Raw genomic sequence first — 25,226 nt, 5'->3', positions numbered from 1 at the left:
ACGGAGCCGAAACTGCCGCACGCGGAATCAACAGCGATACACGACAAGCGCTACCATCCTATCGACTCACAAATCAAAAGTTGCAGTTTTATATAGACAACCTATGGTTGTTTTTTGTATCATTAGAGAGGCATCGCGCTCCAATCCACTCGTCGCGAAGCTCCACGAAGAAACAACCTATACGGAGATGAACCATGTCAATGGAGACAGGGGACCTGAGGGCCCTTACACCCGATACCCAGCGGCCCTTGCCGCCAGAAATCAAGTTCAATTCAACGGCCGGGACATTTTCCGGGACCGCCACACCAGGACTGTCCGTTAGGCTGACAAGCAGCGTCAACCAGCAGATGAGGACGGCGGAAGCGGATGCGGACGGCAACTGGAAAATCACCATTGGCCAGCCCCGCTGGTACACCATTTTCAAGATATGGACCTGCGACCCCGCAACGGGCAAGTCTTCCGAAACGATCAAATTCACCTTCGGCGGCAGCAGCCCCAAGCTTGATGAAGCCTATGCCAGCGAAACGGTCGCTTTCGGCCGCACCGGCGCGGGCACGGAAATTTCGGTTTTCGGCCCGGCTGGACAGGTTCTCGGGCGCTGCTTCGCCTTCGGCAAGCTTGGCGTGTGGGCGGTGAAGTTCCATGAACGGATCAATGCCGGGGACAAGGTGTGCATCGTCGCCAAACTCCCGAACGGCAACACCTCCATGCCGCTGTTCGTCGCCGCAACGGCATTTTCCGTCGACGACCGCAACGTCGCCCATATCGCAGGTTCGGGCGCGGCGCTCGGCGACAGGATTCGCCTCTTCGATGCCGCATCCGGAGAGCAGATCGCCGAAACGGCGGCGACGGATTCGGGCAGTTGGTCGGTATCATTCTGCAACGCGCTCGAAGCCGGCAAACGCATCGCCATTCAGCGGCTGCACGAGAACGGCACGACCACCCGGGGCCCGGTCTTCACAGCCACCAAATACGATTGCCCCGTTCCGGTGATCGAGACTTTCGCAGGCAGCCAGCTGGGCGGCATGGGGGAACCCGGACTTAAGGTTGGCTACGCGCAGATCCGTGATCACGTCGAGATCCGTAGCGGCACCGTGACGGTTGACGAAACGGCGCTCTGGAACACCTCAGACGGACCGGACAACACGCCGTTCGATTTCCAGCCCGGCGACATCCTCGTCGCCAGGAGCCAGAGCACCGACGGAACCGCTGAATCGGTGGTTTCATCAAATGTCACGATCGGCGACACGCGGCCGGGTTCCCCGTTTATTGAATCTATAGACCAGAACAGCGCAAGCGGATGGGCAGAGCCGCACACCTTCGTGCTGGCGTCAACGGCGGACAAGGGCGTGATCTGCGCTGGAAGAACCACCTGGGAAGGCCATTGGTATCTCGACTGGTCGAGCCATGTCGGATCGCTGCCGACGACAACGGTGGTTACCTTTGAGGTCTTCGAATCCCTGATGCCGACTACAGACGCGTCGACATCTCTGTCTTCTGCCCGCTACGCGGACGCAGCCGCCGCCTATCCCGCCCAGCCCACGATCGACCTCTATACCGGTGAGCAGTTCGCCGGTGGGGAAACCGTTATCAGTCCGGCCACCTGGGTGAGGGTCACCGCGGGCGGCTCGGTTCTCAATCCAGGAGGTGCCAAGACCGATCCCACCCAGCGGTGGAGTCTTGATCTGAGTGCGACCCCCGGCCTCATTCCGGATGATAGCACGCCCGCCTACGCCCAGGCTTGGTTCAAGTCAGGCACAACCCTCACCCTTGCCGGGCCGCAATCAACCACGGTTACCGTCGACAGCTACACCCCGCCGGCCCCGGATGTTACAACCTCTTATACCAACGATATCAAGGGTTACGAGCCTGTATCGCTAGCCGACCAAACGCAAATTCCGAATATCACGATCTATATTTGCGATGCGGCAGACCTGACCCGAACGCCGGTTGCAAATAGCGGCCACCTGACCAGCCGGCAGTGGGAGATAACGCCCGCCCCGCCCCGAACGCCCGGCGAAAATATGCTTGCATGGGCGCAGACCGATGCGGGCGCGAAGTCTAGCTATACGCCCTTCACGATCGCGGCGGCTTCCAAGCCTATCCCCCCCGAGATCACAATCGATCAAGTGGCGGATGTCAGCGGCTCGGGCACCTATCAAACAACGGTGGAGCTGTCGAAGGATGGGACCGTCGTGGGCACGACCACGGTTCCGGCAAGTTTGGCCTGGACGATCAATGTCGGCTCGACGCCTACGCCCGGCACCAAATTCAAGGCCGTCGCAATCGACAGTTCGAGCAATAGATCGGATCCTTTCTACGCAATCGTTGGAGACACCCCGACGACCCTTACAATCGATCCGGCAAATGTGACGACCACGAGCGTGACCGGCACCGTCACCGACCCCAATCAGAGACTGCAGGGGTGGCGGTTGTCCGATGGCCTGAAGGTGATGGACACGCTGCTTAACTCAACCAGCTTCACAGCGAACTACATCTCCACCGTGACCGTCGTCAGCGGAGATATCATCGAGTTCACGGCGCAAGACACGCGAACCGACGCCACCGAGGGCACGATGACCCACTATGACGGTAAGCAGGTCAACTAAACGGCTTGTCCCAAGGGAAGACAACCGGCGGAGCGTCCGCCGGTTGTCCGCTCATCGGGCCAGTACCGCCAACCGGCCCCAGAGTAGCGCGACGCAAAGCCACGGCGGACTATCGCCCTGCGCAATACAACCTGAGACAGCATTTCATCTGCTCGCGATCATCGCGCGATGCCGCCGGTGTGACAGATCCGGCTCAAACATTTTTACGGAGAACAGATATGGTTATGGAGACAGGGAGCTTCATGCCCCTCCCCACGAGACTTCCGCGGCCGCTGCCGCCCGAAATCAATTTCAATGCGGCATCCGGCATTTTCTCTGGCACTGCCCGACCAGGCGTATCCGTCCGGCTGACGAGCAGCACCAATCCGCGCCTGCAATCCGCAACCGCGGACAGCGACGGCAAATGGGTGATTGACCTCGGCGGGGCCCCGCGCTGGTATACGATCTTCAGCCTCTGGACCTGTGACCGAGCGACGGGCGCTGGATCGGAAGAGATAAAATACACCTTTGGCGGCAGGCGTCCGACATTCGAAGATGTCTATGCGAGTAGCACCGTTGCGTTCGGCCGCATCAGGAACGGCAACGAAATCAAAGTCTATGGGCCTGACGGCAACCTGCTCGGACGTACATCCGTCCTTGGCAAGGAAGGTACATGGGCTGTCACCTTCCGCAAACCGCTCAAGGCCGATGACAGGATCTGTATCGTCGCGAAAATCCCCGGCGGCGACACGTCCTTCCCTCTGTTCACATCCGCCAACGCCTTTTCGGTCGATGACCGCAGTGTCGACCATATCGCAGGCTCCGGAGCTCAGCCGGGCGACAGAATCCAGCTCTTCTCCGCAGACGCAAATCTGCTCGCAGAAACCGATGCAGCACCGTCGGGCACATGGTCGGTTTCATTCTGCAAGGCACTTGCGGCCGGCACGCGCATCAGCATTCGCCGCGTCCACCTCAACGGTTCAACGTCCGAAGGCCCGTTCTTCACGGCCAATACCAAGCAATGCCTGCCCCCTGTTATTGATACTTTGACGGGCTCGACAGTCAGCGGCCTGGCGCTTGCAGGTCTGATTGTGGATTGCAAGCACTATCGAGACGGAATCCTGATCAAGTCACGTGAGGTGACCGCCGACGAAAATAATCGCTGGCAGACCGAAGCAGTTTTCGGCTCTTACCAGGAATACGACACCATCGTCGCCACGACCAAAAGCAAGGACAACGGGCAAGTCTCGCTGATCCATTCAGCTATAACCATCGGCATGCAAAGGCCTGGCATGCCGGGGATAACGTCAATTGACCAGAACGGCGCCAGCGGGACCGGCCAGGATGGCCAGTTTATCGTGATCTCGACCGCCGAATACGGCCTCATCGATATGGTGCTCGTCAGCAGCCAAAACACATGGAGTATCGACTGGACCGGAAGCGTCGGCTCTCTTCCGAAATCGACCATCGTCTACTTCATTCAAATAGAAGAGTTTCTTCACAACTTTCATCAACCCACCTCGCAATACGCCGCGCGGTATGCGGATGCGGACGCCGAGATCATCGAACCGCCGGTAATATCCGGCTATCGCAATGAACAGATCTTTTACGGAACGGAAGCGACAGCCGACGTCTTCATTCGCATGTTCAACCACACCCAAGACGATAACGAAATGAAGCGGGGCGACTCGCCAGTCTTGCTTGGAGAATGGACGTATAAACCGCAGTATCTCCCCAACCAGGGCGATCAAGTCTACGCGACTGCCAGCACCAAGACCGACAACAACTACGGCGTGACATCGGAACCCTCGAAATTCTTTACCGTCGGCGGAACGCCTGCGGCGAAAGTCCCCTTCCCGCCCGAGATCGACTATGTTTTGGGCGATCCAATCAGCGGAACAGCCCAGCCGGGAACCTATATAACGCTGACGCTCTCCGTAAAAGGCTCAAGCCCGCAGACATTCCCCGCAGTCCCCGCGAACGACGGAAATTGGCAGGTTCAGACTGGCACCGTCGCACCGCCGGACGCGGTGTTCTCCGCAACGGCAACCTTCGGACAGACCGGCGATCCGTCAGACCCGTATTTCAAGGTTGTGGGGCAAAACCAGCTGGGGCCTCTGGACGTCGACAGCGTCAGCGAGACCAACGTCACAGGAACCGCACCTCAACCCGGGCAAGTGATCATAGGCTGGCGATCGAGCGACGGAAAAAAGATCGTCGAGCAGACGCTGAAGGGCATGGAAACAGCGTTCGATATTTCCTATCTCGACAGCCATAAACTGGCTCAACACGATCAGCTGAACCTCGTATCCGCCTTTCCCAACAACGGAACGATGACGCCTTACAATTCCAAGCCCGAGGGGTATCCGAACCAGTAGCACGCATTTGCCGGCTGTGCTCACTATGAAAGGCCAGTAGCGCCACCCGGGAGACTATGAAGTGCGGTCGGGGAGGTTGCACCCGACCGCCGAATGAGGACGACCTCCATTGTCGTTCTCACGGCAATACGCCATCTCTTTCGCGCGTATCCGCAAGGGTCATGATCTGATTCACGATCAAAATTCCGCGCGGGATCTGCTGTTGAAGCCTTCGGTTTTCGGTTTGACGGGCTCAGGCCCGCCGTGTGTGTCGCCGGTGGCTCTGCGGCGCCCGCTGAACGCCTCCCTCCACCCCCGCCAGGAACAAAACCGCCTTCCGCCTGTTGTGGCCGCGTTCGAACGCAAGGAGGTTACGCTCATGCATACACGACAGAACGCGGTGGGCAGGTATCCCTACCGCTCCGTATTCGTCCCGTTTCCGCTGGTGGCATTCAGCTTCGCGCTGATCACGGATATCCTCTATTGGCGGACGTCCGTTTTGATGTGGCAGCACTTCTCCGAATGGCTGTTGCTGGGCGGGCTCGTTTTCGGCGCGCTTGCGGTGCTTGCCGGCATCGGCGATGCGTTGCGCCCCAACGCCCGCCATTACCGGCCCGGCTGGGGCGAAACGGTCGGCTACATCGTCGTTCTCGCACTCGCGATCCTGAACAGCTTCGTCCACGCTGGCGACGGTTGGAGAGCGGTGGTCCCGGGCGGCCTGATCCTCTCCGCGATCACCTTCATCGCGATCCTCGCCACGCTCTGGCTTTCCGCCGTCCGCCCGTTTTCCTATGAATGGAGGATCCTCCATGATTAAGTTCAGCCTTACACGAAAACGCGTCCTCGCCCTTGCGGCGGGTTCGGCGCTCATCACGCTGTCCGCCTGCGGCGACGGCGGCCAGGTCGATCCGTCGGAGCAGATCGGCGCCGATCCGGTGCTGCCCGAGCCGGAGCATTCCCTGCTGCCGAGCATGAAGGTCGCCGAAGTCGTCGGCTGGGACGAGGGCGAGACGCCCGATGTGCCCGATAACCTGACTGTCTCGGCCTATGCCGGGGATCTCGCCAATCCGCGCACGGTGCACACGCTTCCCAATGGCGATGTGCTGGTTGTCCAGGCGCGCGGACCGGCCGGCCAGCCGCCGGACCGGCCGAAAGACCTGATCCGCGGCTGGATCATGTCGATGGCCCATGGCGGCGGCGGGCAGCCGAAGGAAAGCAACCTGATCACGCTGCTCAGAGACACCGATCGTGACGGCGCGGTCGATGAACGGCACGACCTTCTGACCGACCTGAACTCGCCCTTCGGCGTCGCCTGGGCCGACGACACGCTCTATGTCGCCGCGACCGACGCCATCCTGACCTATCCCTACGAACTCGGCCAGACCGAGATCACGGCAGCGCCAGAGGTGCTGACGCCGCTTCCGGGCGGACCGATCAACCACCACTGGACGAAGGATCTGGCGCTGAGCCCGGATGGCGAAACGCTTTATGCCTCCGTAGGGTCCAACTCCAACATTGCCGAAAACGGCATCGAAGCCGAAAAGGGCCGCGCGGCGATCTGGCAGGTCGACCGCGAGACCGGCGCCGCGCGTATCTACGCCTCCGGCCTGCGCAATCCCAATGGCCTTTCGATCAATCCGGATACCGGCGCGCTCTGGACCGTCGTCAACGAACGCGACGAACTCGGCCCCAATCTCGTGCCGGATTACATGACCTCGGTTGAAGACGGCGCGTTTTACGGATGGCCATGGAGCTATTACGGCGATCATGTGGACGCGCGGGTTCACCCGCGGCGCCCGGACATGGTGGATCAGGCGATCGCCCCAGACTATGCGCTCTCCAGTCACGTGGCCCCGCTCGGCATGGCCTTTTCGCAAGGTTCGGCACTGCCCGAGGACTATGCCGCCGGCGCATTCGTCGGCGAGCACGGGAGCTGGAACCGGACCGTGTTCAACGGCTACAAGGTCGTGTTCGTGCCGTTCGTGAACGGCGAGCCGGCTGCCGCTGCGGTCGACGTCGTCACCGGGTTTCTGGACGGGGATGAGGCGCGCGGCCGGCCGGTCGATGTCGGCATCGACGGAACCGGCGCATTGCTCATTGCCGACGATGCCGGCAACACGGTCTGGCGGGTCGCCGCCGCCGATGGCGCGATCACGCCGGAGCCGCTCGGAACCGACGAAATGCCGGCAGGCTCCATGGCCGCTGGCATGGCGGCGGCAGGCGGCGAAGGCAACACCGGTTCACAGCCCTCGGAGATACCTGCCGCGGCGGCCGGCGACGACGGCAATGCGTCTGGCGACGGGGAAGCCCCGCCGCCCTCCACCGACGAACAGCTCACCGGCCAGGAGCCGGTGGAAGGCGGGCAGGCGGACACGCCCCCGCAGACCGATATCGTTCCGGCCACGGAGCCGCCCGGCAGCATCGAGGACACGCAATAACCGATAGACGCGGCGGGCGCAGGGCGTCCGCCGTTTTTGAACGGTCGCCGGTTACCCTGAAAGGAGATAAGCATGAGAGGTTGGAGCATTGCGGGCGCAGCCATCATCATCGTGGTGATCATCGCTGCCTTCGCCATCGGCAGGAGCAGCGCCGACAATGAAGATCAGGCGGATAAGGCGCCCCCTCACGCGATGAATCCGAGCAACTGATCGGCGAAAGAAAAGCGCCGGACGCAAGCCCGGCGCTGCTATTTGGAATCGAACTTCACGCTACTTGCGGCGGTTGGCGTTGTGGTCCTTGTATTCCTCGTTCTGCACATTCTTGCCATCAAGCCCGCGCTCCTCGGAGTGGCGGGCCTTGTCGCGGTTGGACAGAACCTCGTTCTTCGGCAGGATTTCGTCCTCAAGGTCCGTCATGGCGCCTTCGCCGCTGCTCTTGCCCTTGGAACCCGGTCCGAAATGTTTCTTGTCGGCATTTGCCATCGGTTTCTCCTATCGTTTCGGTCCGTCAAAGACCGGCCTTTGCGCCTAACCGGAGAGAGGTCGCGATGTTCCGGGAAGAGCGGAATCATGTCCTGTCGTCGATCAGGCGGGCATTGCGCTGGCCCGTGAGGAAGGTCCAGATCCACTGGACGCTGACGAGCAGCCGTTTTTCGAAGTTCACCAGCAGGTAGACGTGGATGATCGCCCAGAGCCACCAGGCAAGGCGACCACTCAGCTTGAACCGGCCGGACTGGAACACCGCCGCATTGCGGCCGATGACCGCGGTGATGCCGCGATTGCGGAAGCGGAACGGTGTATCATCATCACGGCCTTCGGCTTTTCGTCGCAGCTTTCTGCCGAGATATTTGCCCTGCTGCTTGGCGACCTGCGCCAGCGCTGGAAACGGTCCGTCTTCGCTCTTAACCGAGGCCGCATCGCCGAGAATATAGATATCCTCCAAGCCGATGGCGCTAAGGTCGGGCGCGACCGCAACCCGGCCACCGCGCTGCGGCTCGACGCCAAGCCATTCCGCCACCGGCGTTGCCCTGACGCCCGCGCCCCAGATGACGCAGCCGGTCGGGATTGTTTCACCGCCCGCGGTGACCTCTTCAGCAGCGATCGCCTCGACCGGTGTGTTGACGCGGACATCCACGCCCCTCGCCTCAAGTCGCCTCAGCGCGTAGCGGGAGAGCTTCTCGTCAAAGCCCGAGAGAATGCCCGGCCCGGCCTCCAGCAGAATGATGTTCAGTTCTTCGGGCGCGATGTTCCTGAAATCGCGCCGCAGCAGAAAAACGCCCAGTTCGGCGATGGCTCCGGCAAGTTCGACCCCGGTCGGGCCGCCGCCGACGATCACGAAGGTCAAAAGCTTTTGGCGCTCTTCCGGTTCAAGCGTCAGTTCGGCCCGCTCAAAGGCGAGAAGCAGCGTCTCGCGCACCTTCCGGGCATCGCGGTTGGTCTTGAGGCCGGGGGCATGTTGCTTCCATTCGTCATGGCCGAGATAGTTGTCGACGGAGCCGGTCGCGATCACCAGCGTATCATATTCCACCGGCGCGCCATCCCGCGTCAGCACGGCCTTGCGCTGCGCATCGATGCCGACAACTTCGGCCATCACCACATCGACATTGCGCTCCTTTCCGAGCGTTCGCCGCAGCGGCTCGGAAATATCGGCGGGCGACAGGATGGCGGTCGCGATCTGGTAGAGCAGAGGCTGAAACAGATTGTGGTTGCGCTTGTCGATCAACGTCACATCCACCGGCGCGCCGCCAAGCTTCGATGCGCAGGCCAGACCGCCAAATCCGCCGCCGACAATGACGATGCGGTTCGGCCGTCGGGCCGCTGCGTCAGGTTCCGACTTCGTTGCGCGGCCGGTCGCCGAAAGTCTCTCGACGCCATTGGCTGCCCCGGCCGAGCGGGTGTCTTCGCTGGATGCGATCATTGGCAATGCTCCTTGGGTGAAATCGGGTAGCAAGCGATCTCCGCTCCGCATCGAACCTCAACACGGAAGAAATGTTCCGCACCGGACAAAAAGCTCCGGAACAAATCTCAAAGTCGGATGTTCGGCGACAGCGAATTCATGGCGAGTATCCATGGCGAGAGCGCCATGGCGCGCTCGAAAGCCGGAACCAATCGGACATGCCGGTGTTAACCAATAGAGTTGCCCTGCCCGGGCGACGCCGATCAAGGGGGCCGGCGTGACACAGATTTTCACCGCCTCAGCGGATGCGAAGCTTCGGCTTTTCGCCGGAGCGGTCGCGCTCGTCATCCTGATGGCGGGGGCGCTGTGGTGGTCGGCGGCGAGTTCCAGCTATCGCACCGGCGTCGACTGGGTCAGCGAACAGCCCGTCCCCTTCAGCCATCAACACCATGCCGGCGAACTCGGCATCGACTGTCGCTATTGCCACGACACGGTCGAGACAAGCGCGAAAGCCGGCCTGCCGCCGACCGAGACCTGCATGACCTGCCATTCGCAGATCTGGACCGATGCGCCGATGCTGGCGCCGGTGCGCAAGAGCCTCGCCACGGGAGAACCGCTTGAGTGGAACCGCGTCGCGCGGGTTCCCGACTATGTCTATTTCGATCACTCGATCCATGTGGCCACCGGCGTGCCTTGCAAGACCTGCCACGGACGGGTGGACCTGATGCCGCTGATGAAACAGGCAAAGCCGTTCGAGATGGGCTGGTGCCTCGATTGTCATCGCGATCCCGCCCCCGAACTGCGCCCGCCGAGCGAAGTCACCCGCATGGACTGGTCGGGCTTTGATGACGATCTCGCGGCGCATCGCGATTACGGCGCGCTCGTCGTCGAGGCGCGCGGGATCGAGCCGGACCGTCTCGACGACTGCAATGTCTGTCACCGATGAAGGAGGGCTCGTGACGCAAGAATCCGACATCTTCCGCAAGCATCTCGACGGCCGCTCGGGCAAGGCGCTCTGGCGCGGACTGGAGCAGCTTTCCGCGACAGACGAATTCAACGCTTTCCTGACGTCGGAATTCCCGGCGCTTCAGGCCATCGGCGACGGCATCACCCGCCGCGGGCTGTTGAAGACCATGGCCGCTTCCTTCGCCCTTGCCGGGCTCACGGGCCGCGAGGCGCGCGCCGATGAGAACGCGCTGCCCTATGTGCACGCCGCCGCAAACCGCGAAGAGCCGGTGCTCTATGCGACCGCCACGCGTCTTTCGGGCTATGCGCTTCCTGTTCTCGGCCGGACGGTCGCGGGACGGCCGGTGAAGCTCGAGGGTAATCCCGATCATCCGGCCACCGGCGGCGCCACCGATGTCTTTCTGCAGGCAGCCCTCCTGGGCCTTTACGATCCCGACCGGTCGCAGGCGCCCAGGGAATTCGGCGATCCGGCAAGCTGGGCAGCCTTCGACGCCTTTCTGGCGGAAAAAAGCGCGACCCTGGACGCGACCGCCGGCGCGGGGCTCAGCATTCTTACCGGCCAGATCACCTCCCCCACAATGATACGCCAGCTCGAGACGCTGCTTGCCCGCTGGCCGCTGGCGCGCTGGCACGTCACCGAACCGGTCAACGAGGACAATCGCATTCTCGGTGCCGAGGCGGCCTTCGGCCGGACACTGATGCCGCAGCCGGATTTCAGCCGCGCAGAAACCATCGTCTCGTTCTCCGATGATTTTCTGGGCCCCGGCCCACGCCAGTCGGTCAACGCCCGGCAATGGAGCAAAAGACGCAAGGCTTTTCGCGATGGCGACGGCGAGAGCCGCATCCTTGTGGCCGAGGCCAGCCCGAGCCTCACCGGAGCCCGCGCCGACGAGCGGCTGATCGCCGCCGAACAGCGAATGCCCACGCTGCTGTCGGCACTTGCGGCGCGGCTTGGCGTCGTCGATGAGGCGCCGGAACTGAGCGAAAACGAAAGCCGCTGGATCGACGACGTCGTGTTGAAGGTGGAAGCCCGGCCGGAACGCGCGCTGGTGACGGTCGGGGCGCATCACGCGCCGGCGCTGCATGAGCTTGCCTACCGGATCAACCAGCATCTCGGCGCGATCGGCGAGACGCTCGCCTTCACCGAACCCGTCGCCGCAACGCCGGCTGGCCAGCGCGATCTCGACAGCCTGATCGATGACATGGATGCGGGCGCGGTTTCGACGCTGTTCGTCCTCGACTGCAACCCCGCCTATGCCGGACCGCCCGCTTTCGCGAAGGCGATGGCCAAGGTCGAGACGACTCTGCATGCCGGGCTTTATAACGACGAGACGGCCGCGCTCTGTCGCTGGCACCTGCCGATCCCCCACGATCTCGAAAGCTGGAGCGATGCGCGTGCGGTCGACGGCACGGCGAGCGTCCTGCAGCCGCTGGTGCGGCCCTTCTATGCGGTCCGCTCGCCGCACACGCTCCTTGCCAACCTGACGGGCGAAGCCGAGACGGATGCCCGCGCGATCGTGAGGACGACCTGGCGGGAACGGCTTACGGGCGACTTCGATGCGCAATGGAATGAAGCCCTGTTCGCCGGTTTCGTTGAGGGTACGGCGGCCCCGACGGTTGCACCACCTGAAGCCGCAGGCGGGCCATGGGCGATGCCGACCCCGGAAGACGCCGCGCTCACCCTGCTCATCCAGCCGGACCCGTCGATCTGGGATGGCCGTTTCGGCAATAATGGCTGGCTTCAGGAAACGCCGAAGCCGATGACCAAGCTGACATGGGGCAATCCGATCCTCATCAGCCCGGCGCTTGCCGAGCGCGAAGGCCTCGCCGCCGGCGACGTCATCCGGCTCCGCCATGGCGAGAGAACGGCGGAAGGCCCGGTCTGGATCCTGCCCGGCCAGCAGGCCGAAACGCTCACGCTCAATCTCGGCTATGGCCACCGCAGCTTCGGCACGCTCGCCGATGGTCTCGGCACTGATGCCTATCCGCTGGCGGCGCACGGCACCATGTTGAACGGGGTCACGCTAGAGAAGACGGGCACGCGCGAAAAGCTCGCCTCGACCCAGCTTCACCAGGCGATGGAGGGGCATGATTTCGTCAGGACCGTCAGCGCAGAGGCATCGCGCCAGGCGGCCGCAACGCACGACGAAAAGCCGGGAAGCTTCTATCCGGAAAAGCCAAAGACCAGCCCGGCCTGGGGCATGTCGATCGATCTCGACGCCTGCATCGGCTGCAATGCCTGCGTGGTGGGCTGCAATGCGGAGAACAATATCCCGGTGGTCGGTAAGGACCTTGTGGCCGAGGGGCGTGAGATGCACTGGCTGCGCATCGACCGCTATTACGAAGGCCCGCCGGAGGCGCCGCTTTCCTATTTCCAGCCCGTGCCCTGCATGCATTGCGAGGATGCGCCCTGCGAGATGGGCTGTCCGGTGAACGCTACCGTCCACAGTTCCGACGGGCTCAACGTGCAGGTCTATAACCGCTGCATCGGCACACGCACCTGCGCCTCCTACTGCCCCTACAAGGTGCGCCGCTTCAACTGGTTCGACTATACCGGCGACGATCCCGAGCAGCTGCGCGCCATGCGCAATCCGGAGGTCACCGTCCGCTCGCGCGGCGTCATGGAGAAGTGCACCTACTGCGTCCAGCGGATCGAGACCGCGCGCATCGACGCCGACCGCGAGAACCGGCCTCTCCGCGATGGCGAGGTGGTGACGGCCTGCCAGCAGGCCTGCCCGACACAGGCGATCAGCTTCGGCGATGTCGCCGATCCTGACACCGAGGTCAGCCGGCGGAAGGCGGAGCCGCGCGACTACCTGCTGCTGGAAGAGGTCAACACCAAGCCGCGCACATCCTATCTCGCACGGGTGGAGGGGTGATGGCGGAGGCAAGACCACTTTCTGCCGAACGGATCGACGCCGTCACCGACCTGCCGCTCGGTTTTCCGGCACCACGGGCGTGGGCGCTCTCGTTCGCCTTCGCCCTGCTGCTGCTTCTCTGCTTCGCCGTCGCCGTCACGGTGCTGTTCTGGCGCGGCGTCGGCGTGTTCGGCAACAATATCCCGGTCGCCTGGGGCTTTCCGATCGTCAACTACATCTGGTTCCTCGGCATCGGCCATGCCGGAACGCTGATTTCCGCGCTGCTGCTCCTGACCGGCGTCGGAAAGCGCAATGCGCTCAACCGCTTTGCCGAGACGATGACGCTCTTTGCAGTCGTCTGCGCCGGGCTCTATCCGATCCTCCATCTCGGTCGGCCGTGGCTGTTCTACTGGACGGCGCCCTATCCGAACACGATGGGCATCTGGCCGCAATTCAAGAGCCCGCTCTCCTGGGATTTCTTCGCCGTGCTGACCTATCTCGTGGCCTCCGCCGCCTTCTGGTATGTCGGCGCGATCCCGGATTTCGCCCGTTTGCGCGACAGGGCAAAGGGCCGCCTCGGGCAGGTCTGCTACGGGCTCGCCGCCCTTGGCTGGCGCGGCTCCATGCGGCACTGGCGGCGCTGGGAACAGGCCTACCGGCTCTGCGCCGGGCTTGCCGTCACGATGGTTTTCATCATCACCGCCGCCTATTCGCTGCTGCTCGGCGGCGGCCCCATCCCCGGCTGGAACTCGTCGATCTTTCCGCCTTATTTCCTCTGCGGCGCAGTGTTCTCCGGCTTTGCGGTGGTGGCGGTGATCATGGCGGTGCTGCGCCGCGCCTTCCGGCTCGATGACATTCTGACTGATGCCCACAGCGACCTGATCGGCAAGCTCCTGCTCGCAGTCGGTCTTATGACGGCCTACGGCTACCTCGCCGATATCTTCAACGCGCTCTATTCCGGCGAACAATCGGAGCTCGAAACGCTGCATGACCGGCTTTCCGGCGCCTATGCCTGGAGCTTCTGGGGCGCGGTGATCTGCAATTTCGTGCCGTTGCAGCTGCTCTGGCTGCGGCGCGTGCGGCGAAACAGCCTGCTGCTTGCCGCCATCGGCGTTTCGGTCGCCGCCGGCATGTGGATGGAGCGCTACATGCTGATCGTCACCGGACTTTACCGCGACCATCTTGTCTCCTCCTGGGGCACGTTTCAGGCCAGCCTCTGGGACTGGGCGCTGTTTGCCGGCATGATCGGCGTCTTCCTGGCGCCGTTCCTGCTTTTCGTCCGCCTGCTGCCGATCGTCTCCGGCTTCGAGTTGAAAAAGGCGTCAGAGGAGGCCCGCCATGCTCGCTGACCGTCCCGACACGCATTATCACGCCGCAGCCGCCGGCTTTGCCGGACCAGAGGAGCTTGCTTCCCATCTCGCAACATTGCGGCAGCGCGGCTACCGCAAGCTGGACGTTCTCGGCCCCTATTTCTCCGAGGAGATCGCCGACGCGCTCGACGCCGGCGACAACCGCGTTTCCTGGATCACGCTTGCCGGCGGGCTTTTCGGCGCGCTTGCCGGGCTCGGCGTGCAGCTTTATGCAAATTATGCCTACCCGCTGAATATTGGCGGGCGGCCCGTGTTCGCCTGGCAGCCGCTGCCGATCATCACGCTGGAAGTCGCGGTGATGTCGGCCATCGTCTTCGCTGTGATCGGCACACTTCTGTCCTGCCGGCTGCCGAAGCTGCACCACCCCGATTTCGAAATCCCGGATTTTTCCGCGAGCGTTCGCTTCTACATCCTCGTCCACGCAACGGACGAGCAATTCGACACCGTGCGAACCCCGGATGACCTGAAGAACCTCGGCGCCGATACCGTCGTCCTGGTGCCGCTGCCGGAGGCGCCGTCGTGACCCTGCAGCCCTTGCCCCTTCTCGCCTGCCTTCTCATCCTTGCCGCCTGTGACGGCATGAATGATCAACCGCGCTATGACGACTATGAGGAAAGCTCGCTCTTCTCCGATGGCAAGGCGCTCCAGCATCCGCCGGAGGGCACCGTCTCGCGCAGCGCCCCGGCCCAAACCGCCGCACTTCAGACCCGCCCGCCGATGGACCGCGCGCTGCTGGAGCGGGGGCAGGAGCGCTACGCGATCTTCTGCGTGCCGTGTCATGATCCCGCCGGCTACGGCGATGGCCGCATCCCCTCGCGCGGCTTTCCCGCCCCGCCGAGCTTCCATTCCGAGCGTCTGCGCAACGTCGATCCGCGCTACATTGTGAACGTCATCACCGAAGGCTATGGCGTGATGTATCCCTATGCCGGCCGCGTGCCGCCGCGCGACCGCTGGGCGATCGCGGCCTATGTCAAGGCGCTGCAGCTCAGCCAGGATGCGCCGGAGCCGCTGCTATCGGCGCAAGACCGGCAAAAGCTTGCGGAGGCGCGGCCATGACCCTTCGACCGACCGTCCCGTTGATCCGCCTGATTGCCGGCCTGCTGCTGTTGGCGGTCGCCGGATTGCTGATCGCCGACCGGCCGGAACCGGGCCTCGCCGGCCTGCTCGCGGCCAGCGTTTTCACGAGCGCCATCCCGACCGGCGCTGCCTTCCTGCTGCTCGTCATGGCGCTCACCGGCGGGCGCTGGCAGCGTGAACTCGCCGGGGCGACGGCGGGTCTCGTCCGGCTTGTGCCGATCTTCGTGGCCTTTCTGCCGCTGCTTCTGTTCTCGCCAATGCTCTATGGCTGGCAGGGGATGGAGCGCGACACCACGTTCCGCGCTCTGTTTCTCAACGAATGGTCCTACGCGCTTGTTACGATTGGCTTCCTGCTGGCACTGCTGATCGCGCCCTGGTGCGCGGCGCGTTCCCGCGCCATAGCGGCCGTAGCCCTCATCCTGTTCGTCATCCTGCAGGGGCTGGCGACAAGTCTGTGGCTGATGCCGCTTGCGCCGGATTATTTTTCCTCCGGCTTCGCGCTCTATGTGCTGTCGCTCCAGGTCGGTATCGCGCTTTGCCTGCTGGTGCTTTCAGCCCCTGCATCACGCCCGCCGCTCTCCGGCACGCTGCTGCTGGTCGCCGTGCTGTTCTGGCTCTATTTCGCCTACATCCAGTATTTCGTGTCCTGGAACGTCAATTCCGCCGCGGGGCTCGAATGGTTCGCGCCGCGCAGCGCGGGGCTCTGGCGCTATGTCGAATACCTGCTGGCGGCAAGCGGCGCGTTGCCTGCAGTGCTCCTGCTCTTCCCCCCGATCCGGCAGTCGCGACACTGGGTCGTGGCGCTCGCCGCCATCATCCTCGGCGGCAAGGCGATCGAATGCCTCTGGCTTGCGCTTCCCGGCCGCGGCGGCCTTGCCGTAGCACTCCTTTCCGGCGCGGGCCTGATGCTCGCCGCAAGCGCCGGGTTTCGCCCGCCACGGGAGGTCCGGCCATGAGCGAGAACAATAACAGCGCAGAGTATGAACAGCGCGATGTCTCCGTCCGCATGGTCCTTTATGCCGGCGCCATTCTCGTGGTTTTCGTGGCCGTATCGCTGGCCTTTGTCGCTTTCCTCACCGGCCTTTTCAGCGTGCCGGACCGTGAACCGACGCCCGTCCAGACCGCCGAAAGGCCCATCGCCGGCCCACGGCTGGAAGTCTATCCGAAGGCCGATCTGGACGCGCTGAACGCAAGCAACCGACGCCTTGTCGAAACCTACGGCCGGAGCGAGGACGGCCGAATCCGCATTCCCGCCGCTCGCGCCATCGACATCCTCGCCGACCGTGGCTGGCCGAACGAGACCAATGGAGATGACCGATGATCAAGCTCCCCGTCCTGGCGTTGCTCCTCGCGCTTCTCGCCGTTCCGGCACTCGCCGCGCGCGACGCCAATTTCGACCCGTTCGGGCTTGCGGGCATTGACGAGCGGCCTGACGCCGAGATCCCCCTCGATCTGCCTTTCCGGAACGCCGATGACGAGACCGTGACGCTCGCCGAACTTGCCGACGGAAAGCCGATCGTGCTGGTCCCGGTGCTGCATGACTGCCCGAACATCTGCGGGGTGACGCTTTCGGGCGTCATGCAGGCGATCCGGGCGCAGGAATTCAGACCCGGCGAGGATTTCGCCATGCTCGCCTTCGGCATCGATCCGGCCGAAGGGCCCGAGGATGCCCGCGCCGATCTCGCGGTGCTGCGAAAGTCCTTCCCGGACATCGATATGACCGGCATCTACGCGACGACCGGCACAAAGGAGAACATCCGCGCGGTCACCGATGCACTCGGCTATCGCTATGCCTATGACGAACGCATCAGCCAGTACGCCCATGTCGCCGCCACCGCCTTCCTGACCCGCGACGGCCATCTGAGCCGCTGGATCTATGGCCTGACGCCGCAGCCTACCGACGTGAAGCTGGCGCTGACGGAGGCCGGCGAAGGCCGGATTGGCGACTGGGGCGACCAGATCCTGCTGCTCTGCTACCACTATGACCAGGTCACCGGCCGCTATGGCTCGCTGGTGCAATCCATGCTGAGGATCGGCGGCGGACTGACGGCGCTTGCCGGCGGCGGGCTGATCGCGATGGCGCTTATGCGCGAGCGCCGGAAGCGAAAGGAGGCGGCGGAATGAGCGACTTCATCGCGTTCTGGCCAGAATCCGCCTCCGCCTATAGCGGCCGGATTGACCTGTTGATGTGGGTGTTCACCGCACTGGTCGTGGCGCTTTCGGCGCCGGTCTTCATCCTGATCGCCTATTATGCCTGGAAATACCGCGCCGGCCGCAAGGCGGACCGCAGCGACCGGATCAACCGCAACACTTTGCTGGAAATCTCCTGGGCGCTGGTCCCCTTCATCCTGATCGTCGCACTGTTCGTCTGGTCGACGCGGATGTTCTTCACCGTCCATCAGCCGCCGCCGGATGCGATGGAGATCAACGTCGTCGCCAAACAGTGGATGTGGAAATTCGAGCATGCCGGCGGCCAGCGCGAGATCAATGAGTTGCATGTGCCGGTCGGCGAGCCCGTCAGGCTGTCGATGGCCTCGCAGGATGTGATCCACAGCCTCTACATTCCGGCGCTCAGGCTGAAGCAGGACGTTGTCCCCGGCCGCTATACCTCGCTCTGGTTCGAGGCCGACAAGCCCGGCACCTATGCACTCGCCTGCGCGGAATTCTGCGGGGCCGACCATTCGGAGATGACCGGCCGCTTCATCGTCATGGAAAAACCCGCCTTCGCCGCCTGGCTGGAGCAGTCCGGCACCGATGCGTCGCTGACGGCGGAGGGCGAAAAGCTGTTCCGCAGCAATGGCTGCAGCGGTTGCCATGGCCCCACCGCCACCGTGAAAGCGCCCGATCTCGAAGGGCTTTACGGCAGCCCGGTTCCGCTTGCCGACGGCAGCATGGTGACGGCCGATGACCAGTATATCCGCGACAGCATCCTGCTGCCGCAATCTGAGATCGCCGCCGGCTATCCGCCGATCATGCCGACATTCAAGAATGTGCTCAGCGAGGACGAGGTGATGAAGCTCGTCGCCTATATCAAGTCGCTCGCCACGACGGAGGACACGCCGTGACCGCCAACCCGCCAAGCTATCTCGATGCCGGCCATACCATCCGCTCCTGGCTGCTGACCACCGATCACAAGCGTATCGCCGTCCTCTATCTGGTTTCGGTGACCTTCTTCTTCCTGGTCGGCGGGGCCGCCGCCGGGCTGGTGCGGGCCGATCTTTTGACGCCGGAAGGCGATCTGCTGACCAATGAGGGCTATAACCGCGCCTTCACGCTGCACGGCGTCATCATGGTCTGGTTCTTCCTGATCCCGTCAATCCCCAATGTCTTCGGCAATTTCCTGATCCCGCTGATGATAGGCGCGCGCGATCTCGCCTTTCCGAGACTGAACCTTCTGAGCTGGTATATCTATATCCTCGGCGGCCTGTTCACGCTGATCGTGCTGCTTGTCGGCGGCGTCGATACCGGCTGGACGTTTTATACGCCGCTGTCATCGATGTTTTCGAACGGTCATGTCGTGCTGGTTGCCGCCTCTGTGTTCATCGTCGGCTTTTCGTCGATCCTGACCGGCCTCAACTTCATCGTCACCATCCACAAACTGCGCGCGCCTGGCATGGGCTGGGGACGCATGCCGCTCTTCGTCTGGTCACACTACGCCACCTCGATCATCCTGGTGCTGGCAACGCCGGTGCTGTCGATCACGCTGGTGCTGATTGCGGCCGAACGGCTGTTCGGCCTCGGCATCTTCGATCCGTCACTCGGCGGCGATCCGCTGCTGTTCCAGCATCTCTTCTGGTTCTACAGCCACCCGGCGGTCTACATCATGGTGCTGCCGGCGCTCGGCGTTATCAGCGAACTTGTGGCCGCCGCCGCCCGCAAGCCGGTCTTCGGCTACAGCTTCGTCGCCGGCTCATCGATTGCGATCGCGATCATCGGCTTCTTCGTCTGGGGCCACCACATGTTCGTCTCCGGTCAGTCGATGTATGCAAGCGCGGTGTTCTCGTTTCTGAGCCTCGCCGTCGCTGTTCCCTCCGGCATCAAGGTCTACAACTGGACGGCGACGCTCTACAAAGGCAATATCCTGCTCGATCCGCCCTTCCTGTTCGCCATGTCCTTCATCGGGCTCTTCGTCGTCGGCGGGCTGACGGGGCTGGCGCTGGCGATGCTCTCCATCGACGTGCATGTCCACGACACCTATTTCGTCGTCGCCCACTTCCACTACATCATGGTCGGCGGCACGATCTCGGCCTATTTCGGCGCGCTGCATTTCTGGTGGCCGAAGATGTTTGGGCGGATGTATCCGCTCACCTGGGGCCGGATCACCGCGGCCACGATCTTCTTCGGCTTCAACCTGACATTTTTTCCGCAGTTCATCCTCGGTTTTCTCGGCATGCCGCGGCGCTACCACGTCTATGCGCCGGAGTTCCAGACGCTGCATGTGCTCTCGTCCGCAGGCTCCACCCTGCTCGGCTTTGCCTACCTGCTGCCCTTCGCCTATCTCGGCTATTCCCTCGTCGCCGGCAAGCGCGCGAGCGCCAATCCGTGGGGGGCGACCGGGCTCGAATGGACGGTGCCCTCGCCGCCGCCGAAGCATAATTTCGTCGAGATACCGACGGTCACCGGCAAACCTTACGATTACCCGGTCGACAAGGAGGACAGCCGATGACCGAGGATCTGCCGCGCCTGAAGGAGCCCTACAGCACGCGCAGGCAGCAGCGCGAGGCCGACATGCTCGGCGTGTACCTGTTTCTCGCAAGCGAGATCATGCTGTTCGGCGGCCTGTTCGCTGTGATCTTCGTCGCCCACTACCTGCACCCGGAAGAATTCGTCGCGGCATCGAAGAAGATGCATGTGGCGATCGGCGCCGCCAACACGATGATCCTGCTGACATCGAGCGCTCTGGTGGCGATCGCGGTGAAGGCGGCGCGCGCCGGCCATGCCCGGCCGGTATCGCTCTGCTTCGCGCTTTCAGCACTGCTCGGCGTCGCCTTCCTTGGCCTCAAGGCCTATGAATACTGGAGCGAATATCGAGATGGCCTGCTGCCTTTGCCGGGCGCCCGAACCGATTTCACCTCGCCCGGCGAGCATCTGTTCATGAACATCTACCTGATCGCGACCTCGCTCCATGCGCTGCATCTGACGATCGGCATCGTGGTGCTGAGCCTGTTCGCATGGCTCGTCCGTTCCCGACGCGTGAAGCTCCCGGCAGGCGCCACGGCCACCGAGACGGCGGCGACCTACTGGCATCTGGTCGACATCATCTGGATCTTCCTGTTTCCCGTCCTCTACCTCGCGCGGTGATCGCTATGCGCCAATATCTGCAGACCTCCGTCATCTGGCTGCTCCTCGCCCTCCTGCTGGGCCTCACGGTGCTGGCAAGCCATGTGCTCACCGGCCCCGTCAGCCTATTCACGGGCCTGTTCATCGCGGCGATGAAGGCGGGACTGGTCCTCTGGTTCTTCATGGGCATGCGCCACGAGACGCCGATGATCCGCCTGTTCGGCACAGGAGCGCTGTTCTGGCTTGCAGCGCTGCTTCTACTCACCTTCATCGACTATCTGTCCCGGGGTGCGGTCTGACGGGAAGGGCCTGCGTGAAACAAAATACGCCGAAAGGTGTTCGGTCACTAACAGCTTGTTCAATCGAACCTCGCCCGCAGCAAACAGAAAGGAACGATCCCGTGCCTGTCTGGATCCATATTCTCTCCATTCTTTCCCTGATCGTCGCGATCGCCTGTGCCTTCATCATCGCGCTCGACTTGAACCGTCATCCGCAACACATGTGGATCATGAACCTCGTCTGGCCGCTGGTGGCGCTTTTCGGTTCCGTGGTCGCGCTTTGGGCCTATTTCCGTTATGGCCGGCTCGCAACAGCCGCCGCGCACCACGAGGCGATGGAGCACGACCGAAAGCCACCGAGCCAGACCGAGACGCCGTTTTCGGTCATGGTCGGCAAGGGAGCGGCCCACTGCGGCAGCGGCTGCGCGCTCGGCGACCTGATCGCCGAATGGCTCGCCTTCCTCGTGCCGGCGATCGCCGTCTGGTTTGGCTGGAAGTCGATCTTTCCGGAAAAGATGTTCGCCGTCTGGGTGCTGGACTATATCTTCGCCTTCTCGCTCGGCGTCGTCTTCCAGTATTTCACGATCAAGCCGATGCGCGGCCTGTCTGTGGGCCAAGGCATCATCCAGGCGATCAAGGCCGACTTCCTGTCGTTGACGGCCTGGCAGGTCGGCATGTACGGCTTCATGGCCTTCGCCCAGTTCTTCCTTTTCCGCCACCTCCTCGGCATCAAGCTGGAGGTCCCGACCGTCGAGTTCTGGTTCATGATGCAGATCGCCATGTGGGCCGGCTTCGCCACCGCCTATCCGGTCAACTGGTGGCTGCTTTCGAGGGGCATCAAGGAGAAGATGTGATCGCAAGGCCCGAAGCTTTTTGCACGATCGGGGCTGGCGCGATATGAACGGCCAATGGCCCTGACGAATCCTTGGCCCGACCAGCACGACAGGAACCCGCATGACGCTCGCTCCCAAAACATTCCTGACTGTCGGTGTAAGCGCCTCGGCGCAGGCCCTAGCTACGGTGGAAGACTTCTTCCGAGGACTGCCGTCCGACCACGACATGACATTTGTGCTCATGATCGATGACCATGGGGAAGCCGGAAATCTCGTAGCGACCCTGCACGATCTGACGGCGATGCAGGTGATGAATGCTGCGGAAAACCAGCGGCTGGAAAAGCGCACCATCTATCTCGTAACGGAGAACGCGTCGCTTTCAATCCGCGACGGTCTCTTTCGCCGCCTGCCGACCTCGGAGACCTCCGACCTGCGCCCTGGCGATACGCTGTTGAGTTCCATCGCAAAGGACCAGGGCGATCATGCCGCTGCGGTGATCCTCTCGATGCCGGACGGCATGCTCGGCGCCAAGGCCATCAAGGAACAGGGCGGTCTCACGCTGGCGCCAGCGACCGACGCTCCCTCCGCAGAAGCCGGCCTGCTCCACAATGCGCTGCGTGAAAGCGTGATCGACATCACGGAGGACGTCGGGCGTATGGGAAAGCGGCTCGCCGACTATGCCCGTGGGTTTGTCCTGCTCGCCGACCTGGAACGCGATGACGATCACGTCGACCGCATCCTCGATGCCGCCCGCCTGTCGATATGTTCGGTGCTGAAGCAGCATACCGGACACGACTTTTCCGGCTACAAGACCAAGACCTTCCTGCGCCGCGTCCGCCGCCGCATGCAGTTGAAGAATATCGAGAAGATCGAGGACTATCTCGACCTTTTCGAGAAGGACGAGGCAGAGGTCGATGCCTTCTATCGCGACCTGCTGATCAATGTCACGAGCTTCTTCCGTGATGCCAGGGCGTTTGAGATCCTCGCCAGCGACATCCTACCGCGCATCTTCAAGAACAAGCGGGCTTCCGACAGCGTCCGCATCTGGGTGCCCGGGTGTGCCACCGGCGAGGAGGTTTATTCGATCGCGATTCTGGTGCGGGAATATCTGAACGCGCATGACGGACCTAAGCCGCGCGTTCAGATCTTCGCGACCGATATCGACGAGGATGCGCTGACGATCGCGCGGGCCGGCCGTTATCCGGAAATCCTGCTGGAGGGCGTATCCGCGGAGCGCCGGCGCCGGTTCTTCAACCGTGACGGCAACACCTATGTGGTCAAGAACGACATCCGCGAACTGTGTATCTTTTCGCCGCACAGCGTCATCCAGGACCCGCCCTATTCCCGCATGGAGCTTGTGTCCTGCCGCAACCTGCTGATCTATTTCGGCCCGGAGTTGCAGAACCGGGTGATCCCGACCTTCCATTATGCGCTCAAGCCTACCGGCTATCTGTTCCTCGGTACATCCGAAAGCATCGGCCGCCACAGCGATCTGTTCACGCCGGTGGACAAGCGCAACCGCATCTATCAGGCAAGCCCCTACGCCAACCCGACCAGCCACCTTCGTCACTTCTTCGGCGAAGGACCGTCCGTTGCGCGCAATACGGGCGGGCGCGGAGAAAGTCAGGGTTCTTCGGGCTTTGCACTGACCACGAATGTCGAAAAACAGGTGCTCGAGCACTTCTCGCCGCCCCATGTCGTCACCGACAAAGACGGCGATATCGTCTACTACTCCGCCCGCACCGGGCAATTTCTCGAAGCCCAACAGGGGCTGCCCAACCGGCAATTGCTGGCGATGGCGAAATATGGTCTGCGGCTTGAACTGAGAGCCGCATTTGCCGAGGCGGTGGCGCGCGGCGAAAGAGTGGTTCACGACAACATCGCATTCGATGAGGCCGGCGAGCGCGCGCAACTGGTGCGCATCACCGTCGAGCCGCTGCGGCACGGAAAGGACGACGCCAACCCGCTTTATCTCGTACTGTTCGAGAAGACCGGCGCGAAGCCCGAACCCGCCGACCGGCAAACGCCGCCGCCCGGCGCGGACGCGGTTGCGGGCCTTGAGCGGGAACTCCAGGAAACGCGCGAGCGCATGCACTCGACCATCGAGGAATACGAGACCGCGCTTGAGGAGCTGAAATCCTCCTACGAAGAACTCATGTCGGTGAACGAGGAAGCGCAGTCGACGAACGAGGAGCTTGAAGCCTCCAAAGAGGAAATGCAGTCGCTCAACGAGGAACTGGGCACGATCAATGCGGAACTCAACAGCAAGATCGAGGAGCTCGGCCGGGTCCACAACGACCTGAAGCATCTATTCGCCAGCACCGAAATCGCCACGATCTTTCTCGACCGAAGTCTCGTCGTGCGCAATTTCACCCCGGCGGCGAGCGCCCACTTCAACCTCAGAAGCCATGACATCGGCCGGCCCCTCACCGAACTTTCAAACACGCTTGACTATCCGGACCTGGCAGATGACCTCGCAACGGTTCTCAACACGGACACCGGACTGGAAAAACACATCCGGCAGGAGGGCGGCTCGCGGACCTATCTGGCGCGCATCCTGCCCTACCGGACCGCCGACGGCAAAACCGACGGCGCGGTGTTCACGCTCACCGACATCACCAATCTCAAGGAAGCGGAAGCGCATCAGAAGGTACTGATCTCCGAGCTCAATCACCGGGTCAAGAACATGCTGGCGGTGGTCTCGGCCGTGGCCGACCAGATGCTCGATTCCTCCTCATCCGTGGAGCAGTACCACTGCGCGCTGGTCGGGCGGCTCAACGCCATGTCGCGCGCCTATGTGCTGCTGTCGCGCGAGCAGTGGCGCCAGGCCTCGATCCGTCAGATCCTGACCGCCGGTCTTGAACCCTTTAGCCTCCCGCGGATCACCCTTGACGGTCCGGAGCTGAAGGTCGCGCCGGAAAGCAGCCTGGCGCTCGGCATGGTGGTCCATGAGCTGGCGACCAATGCCGCCAAATATGGCGCGCTCAGCACCAGCGGCGGCAAGGTGGAGGTCACCTGGCTCGTCAGCGACGGTCATTTCCAGATGAACTGGCAGGAAAAATGCGAGACGCCGATCGAGACGCCCGAACACAATGGCTTCGGCAGCAGTCTCATAAAGGGCGAGATCTCGTATCGCCTCGACGGCACGTTCGAAGCCGAGTACGCGGCTTCCGGGCTGATCGCGACGATCAGCATCCCCTTCGACAAGCTGCATGCCCTTGAGGAATAGCGCCTTCAGGCCGATTTTACCTTTGGGGTATCTTTCGGCGGATCATGGGCGTATG

At 62.9% G+C, this 25,226-nt stretch carries 21 protein-coding genes; 19 read left to right on the top strand and 2 right to left on the bottom strand.

The annotated features are described in order from the left end of the window. Positions 1-194 precede the first annotated feature (194 nt). From V6765_RS18705 to V6765_RS18685, 5 genes are all read left to right on the top strand, one after another. The gene (locus tag V6765_RS18705) at positions 195-2,609 is read left to right on the top strand and encodes an Ig-like domain-containing protein (RefSeq protein ID WP_448431573.1); all 2,415 of its coding nucleotides are present in this window, start codon (positions 195-197) and stop codon (positions 2,607-2,609) included. Positions 2,610-2,827: 218 nt separating this feature from the next. Further along, on the top strand, positions 2,828-4,966 hold the full coding sequence (locus tag V6765_RS18700) for a hypothetical protein (protein ID WP_448431571.1): 2,139 nt from the start codon (positions 2,828-2,830) through the stop codon (positions 4,964-4,966). 358 nt (positions 4,967-5,324) lie between these two features. After that, the gene (locus V6765_RS18695; RefSeq protein WP_448431569.1) at positions 5,325-5,762 is read left to right on the top strand and encodes a DUF2231 domain-containing protein; all 438 of its coding nucleotides are present in this window, start codon (positions 5,325-5,327) and stop codon (positions 5,760-5,762) included. Further along, positions 5,755-7,383, top strand: a complete 1,629-nt coding sequence (locus V6765_RS18690) for a PQQ-dependent sugar dehydrogenase (protein WP_448431567.1) — start codon at positions 5,755-5,757, stop codon at positions 7,381-7,383. Before V6765_RS18695 ends, V6765_RS18690 begins: the two co-directional genes overlap by 8 nt. 72 nt (positions 7,384-7,455) lie before the next feature. Then, positions 7,456-7,593, top strand: coding sequence for a hypothetical protein (locus tag V6765_RS18685; RefSeq protein ID WP_448431565.1), 138 nt, complete (start codon positions 7,456-7,458; stop codon positions 7,591-7,593). A gap of 60 nt (positions 7,594-7,653) precedes the next feature. Here the strand turns inward: V6765_RS18685 and V6765_RS18680 are convergent, their stop codons facing one another. Both V6765_RS18680 and V6765_RS18675 read right to left on the bottom strand, forming a co-directional pair. Continuing rightward, complete coding sequence (locus V6765_RS18680) at positions 7,654-7,866, bottom strand: hypothetical protein (RefSeq protein ID WP_448431563.1); 213 nt, start codon at positions 7,864-7,866, stop codon at positions 7,654-7,656. A gap of 85 nt (positions 7,867-7,951) precedes the next feature. Further along, positions 7,952-9,301 carry an NAD(P)/FAD-dependent oxidoreductase gene (locus V6765_RS18675; protein ID WP_448431561.1) on the bottom strand — a complete coding sequence of 450 codons (1,350 nt, stop codon included), beginning with the start codon at positions 9,299-9,301 and terminating at the stop codon, positions 7,952-7,954. Between the two features lie 256 nt (positions 9,302-9,557). On the opposite strand from V6765_RS18675, the gene V6765_RS18670 reads away from it, so the two are divergent. The 14 genes from V6765_RS18670 (at position 9,558) to V6765_RS18605 (ending at position 25,171) form a co-directional block, all read left to right on the top strand. Continuing rightward, positions 9,558-10,226 carry a cytochrome c3 family protein gene (locus tag V6765_RS18670; RefSeq protein ID WP_448431559.1) on the top strand — a complete coding sequence of 223 codons (669 nt, stop codon included), beginning with the start codon at positions 9,558-9,560 and terminating at the stop codon, positions 10,224-10,226. A 10-nt stretch (positions 10,227-10,236) separates the two neighbouring features. Then, on the top strand, positions 10,237-13,125 hold the full coding sequence (locus V6765_RS18665; RefSeq protein WP_448431557.1) for a TAT-variant-translocated molybdopterin oxidoreductase: 2,889 nt from the start codon (positions 10,237-10,239) through the stop codon (positions 13,123-13,125). After that, positions 13,125-14,453 (top strand): NrfD/PsrC family molybdoenzyme membrane anchor subunit, encoded by a 1,329-nt coding sequence (gene nrfD / locus V6765_RS18660; RefSeq protein ID WP_448431555.1) that lies wholly within the window; start codon positions 13,125-13,127, stop codon positions 14,451-14,453. Before V6765_RS18665 ends, nrfD begins: the two co-directional genes overlap by 1 nt. Then, complete coding sequence (locus V6765_RS18655) at positions 14,443-14,997, top strand: DUF3341 domain-containing protein (RefSeq protein WP_448431553.1); 555 nt, start codon at positions 14,443-14,445, stop codon at positions 14,995-14,997. Before nrfD ends, V6765_RS18655 begins: the two co-directional genes overlap by 11 nt. A 56-nt stretch (positions 14,998-15,053) precedes the next feature. Further along, positions 15,054-15,530 (top strand): c-type cytochrome, encoded by a 477-nt coding sequence (locus tag V6765_RS18650; RefSeq protein WP_448432008.1) that lies wholly within the window; start codon positions 15,054-15,056, stop codon positions 15,528-15,530. After that, complete coding sequence (locus V6765_RS18645; RefSeq protein ID WP_448431551.1) at positions 15,527-16,507, top strand: hypothetical protein; 981 nt, start codon at positions 15,527-15,529, stop codon at positions 16,505-16,507. Before V6765_RS18650 ends, V6765_RS18645 begins: the two co-directional genes overlap by 4 nt. Next, positions 16,504-16,872, top strand: a complete 369-nt coding sequence (locus V6765_RS18640) for a hypothetical protein (RefSeq protein ID WP_448431549.1) — start codon at positions 16,504-16,506, stop codon at positions 16,870-16,872. Before V6765_RS18645 ends, V6765_RS18640 begins: the two co-directional genes overlap by 4 nt. After that, a complete protein-coding gene (locus tag V6765_RS18635) occupies positions 16,869-17,675 on the top strand; it encodes an SCO family protein (protein ID WP_448431547.1) in 807 nt (268 codons plus the stop codon). Before V6765_RS18640 ends, V6765_RS18635 begins: the two co-directional genes overlap by 4 nt. After that, positions 17,672-18,616: a cytochrome c oxidase subunit II gene (gene coxB, locus V6765_RS18630; RefSeq protein WP_448431545.1), complete on the top strand. Its 945-nt coding sequence runs from the start codon at positions 17,672-17,674 to the stop codon at positions 18,614-18,616. The genes V6765_RS18635 and coxB overlap by 4 nt, the downstream gene beginning before the upstream one ends. Then, positions 18,613-20,217 (top strand): cytochrome c oxidase subunit I, encoded by a 1,605-nt coding sequence (locus tag V6765_RS18625; RefSeq protein WP_448431543.1) that lies wholly within the window; start codon positions 18,613-18,615, stop codon positions 20,215-20,217. Before coxB ends, V6765_RS18625 begins: the two co-directional genes overlap by 4 nt. Continuing rightward, entirely contained in the window at positions 20,214-20,852 is a 639-nt protein-coding gene (locus tag V6765_RS18620; protein ID WP_448431541.1) for a cytochrome c oxidase subunit 3, read from the top strand. Before V6765_RS18625 ends, V6765_RS18620 begins: the two co-directional genes overlap by 4 nt. Before the next feature lie 5 nt (positions 20,853-20,857). After that, the gene (locus V6765_RS18615; RefSeq protein WP_448431539.1) at positions 20,858-21,130 is read left to right on the top strand and encodes a cytochrome C oxidase subunit IV family protein; all 273 of its coding nucleotides are present in this window, start codon (positions 20,858-20,860) and stop codon (positions 21,128-21,130) included. A 101-nt stretch (positions 21,131-21,231) separates the two neighbouring features. Then, complete coding sequence (locus tag V6765_RS18610; protein ID WP_448431537.1) at positions 21,232-21,963, top strand: DUF4396 domain-containing protein; 732 nt, start codon at positions 21,232-21,234, stop codon at positions 21,961-21,963. A gap of 100 nt (positions 21,964-22,063) precedes the next feature. After that, the gene (locus V6765_RS18605) at positions 22,064-25,171 is read left to right on the top strand and encodes a CheR family methyltransferase (RefSeq protein ID WP_448431535.1); all 3,108 of its coding nucleotides are present in this window, start codon (positions 22,064-22,066) and stop codon (positions 25,169-25,171) included. The last annotated feature ends 55 nt before the right edge of the window (positions 25,172-25,226 follow it).

This window comes from Martelella sp. FOR1707 (assembly GCF_053484265.1).
This window is presented reverse-complemented; position numbering and strand designations above follow the sequence as displayed.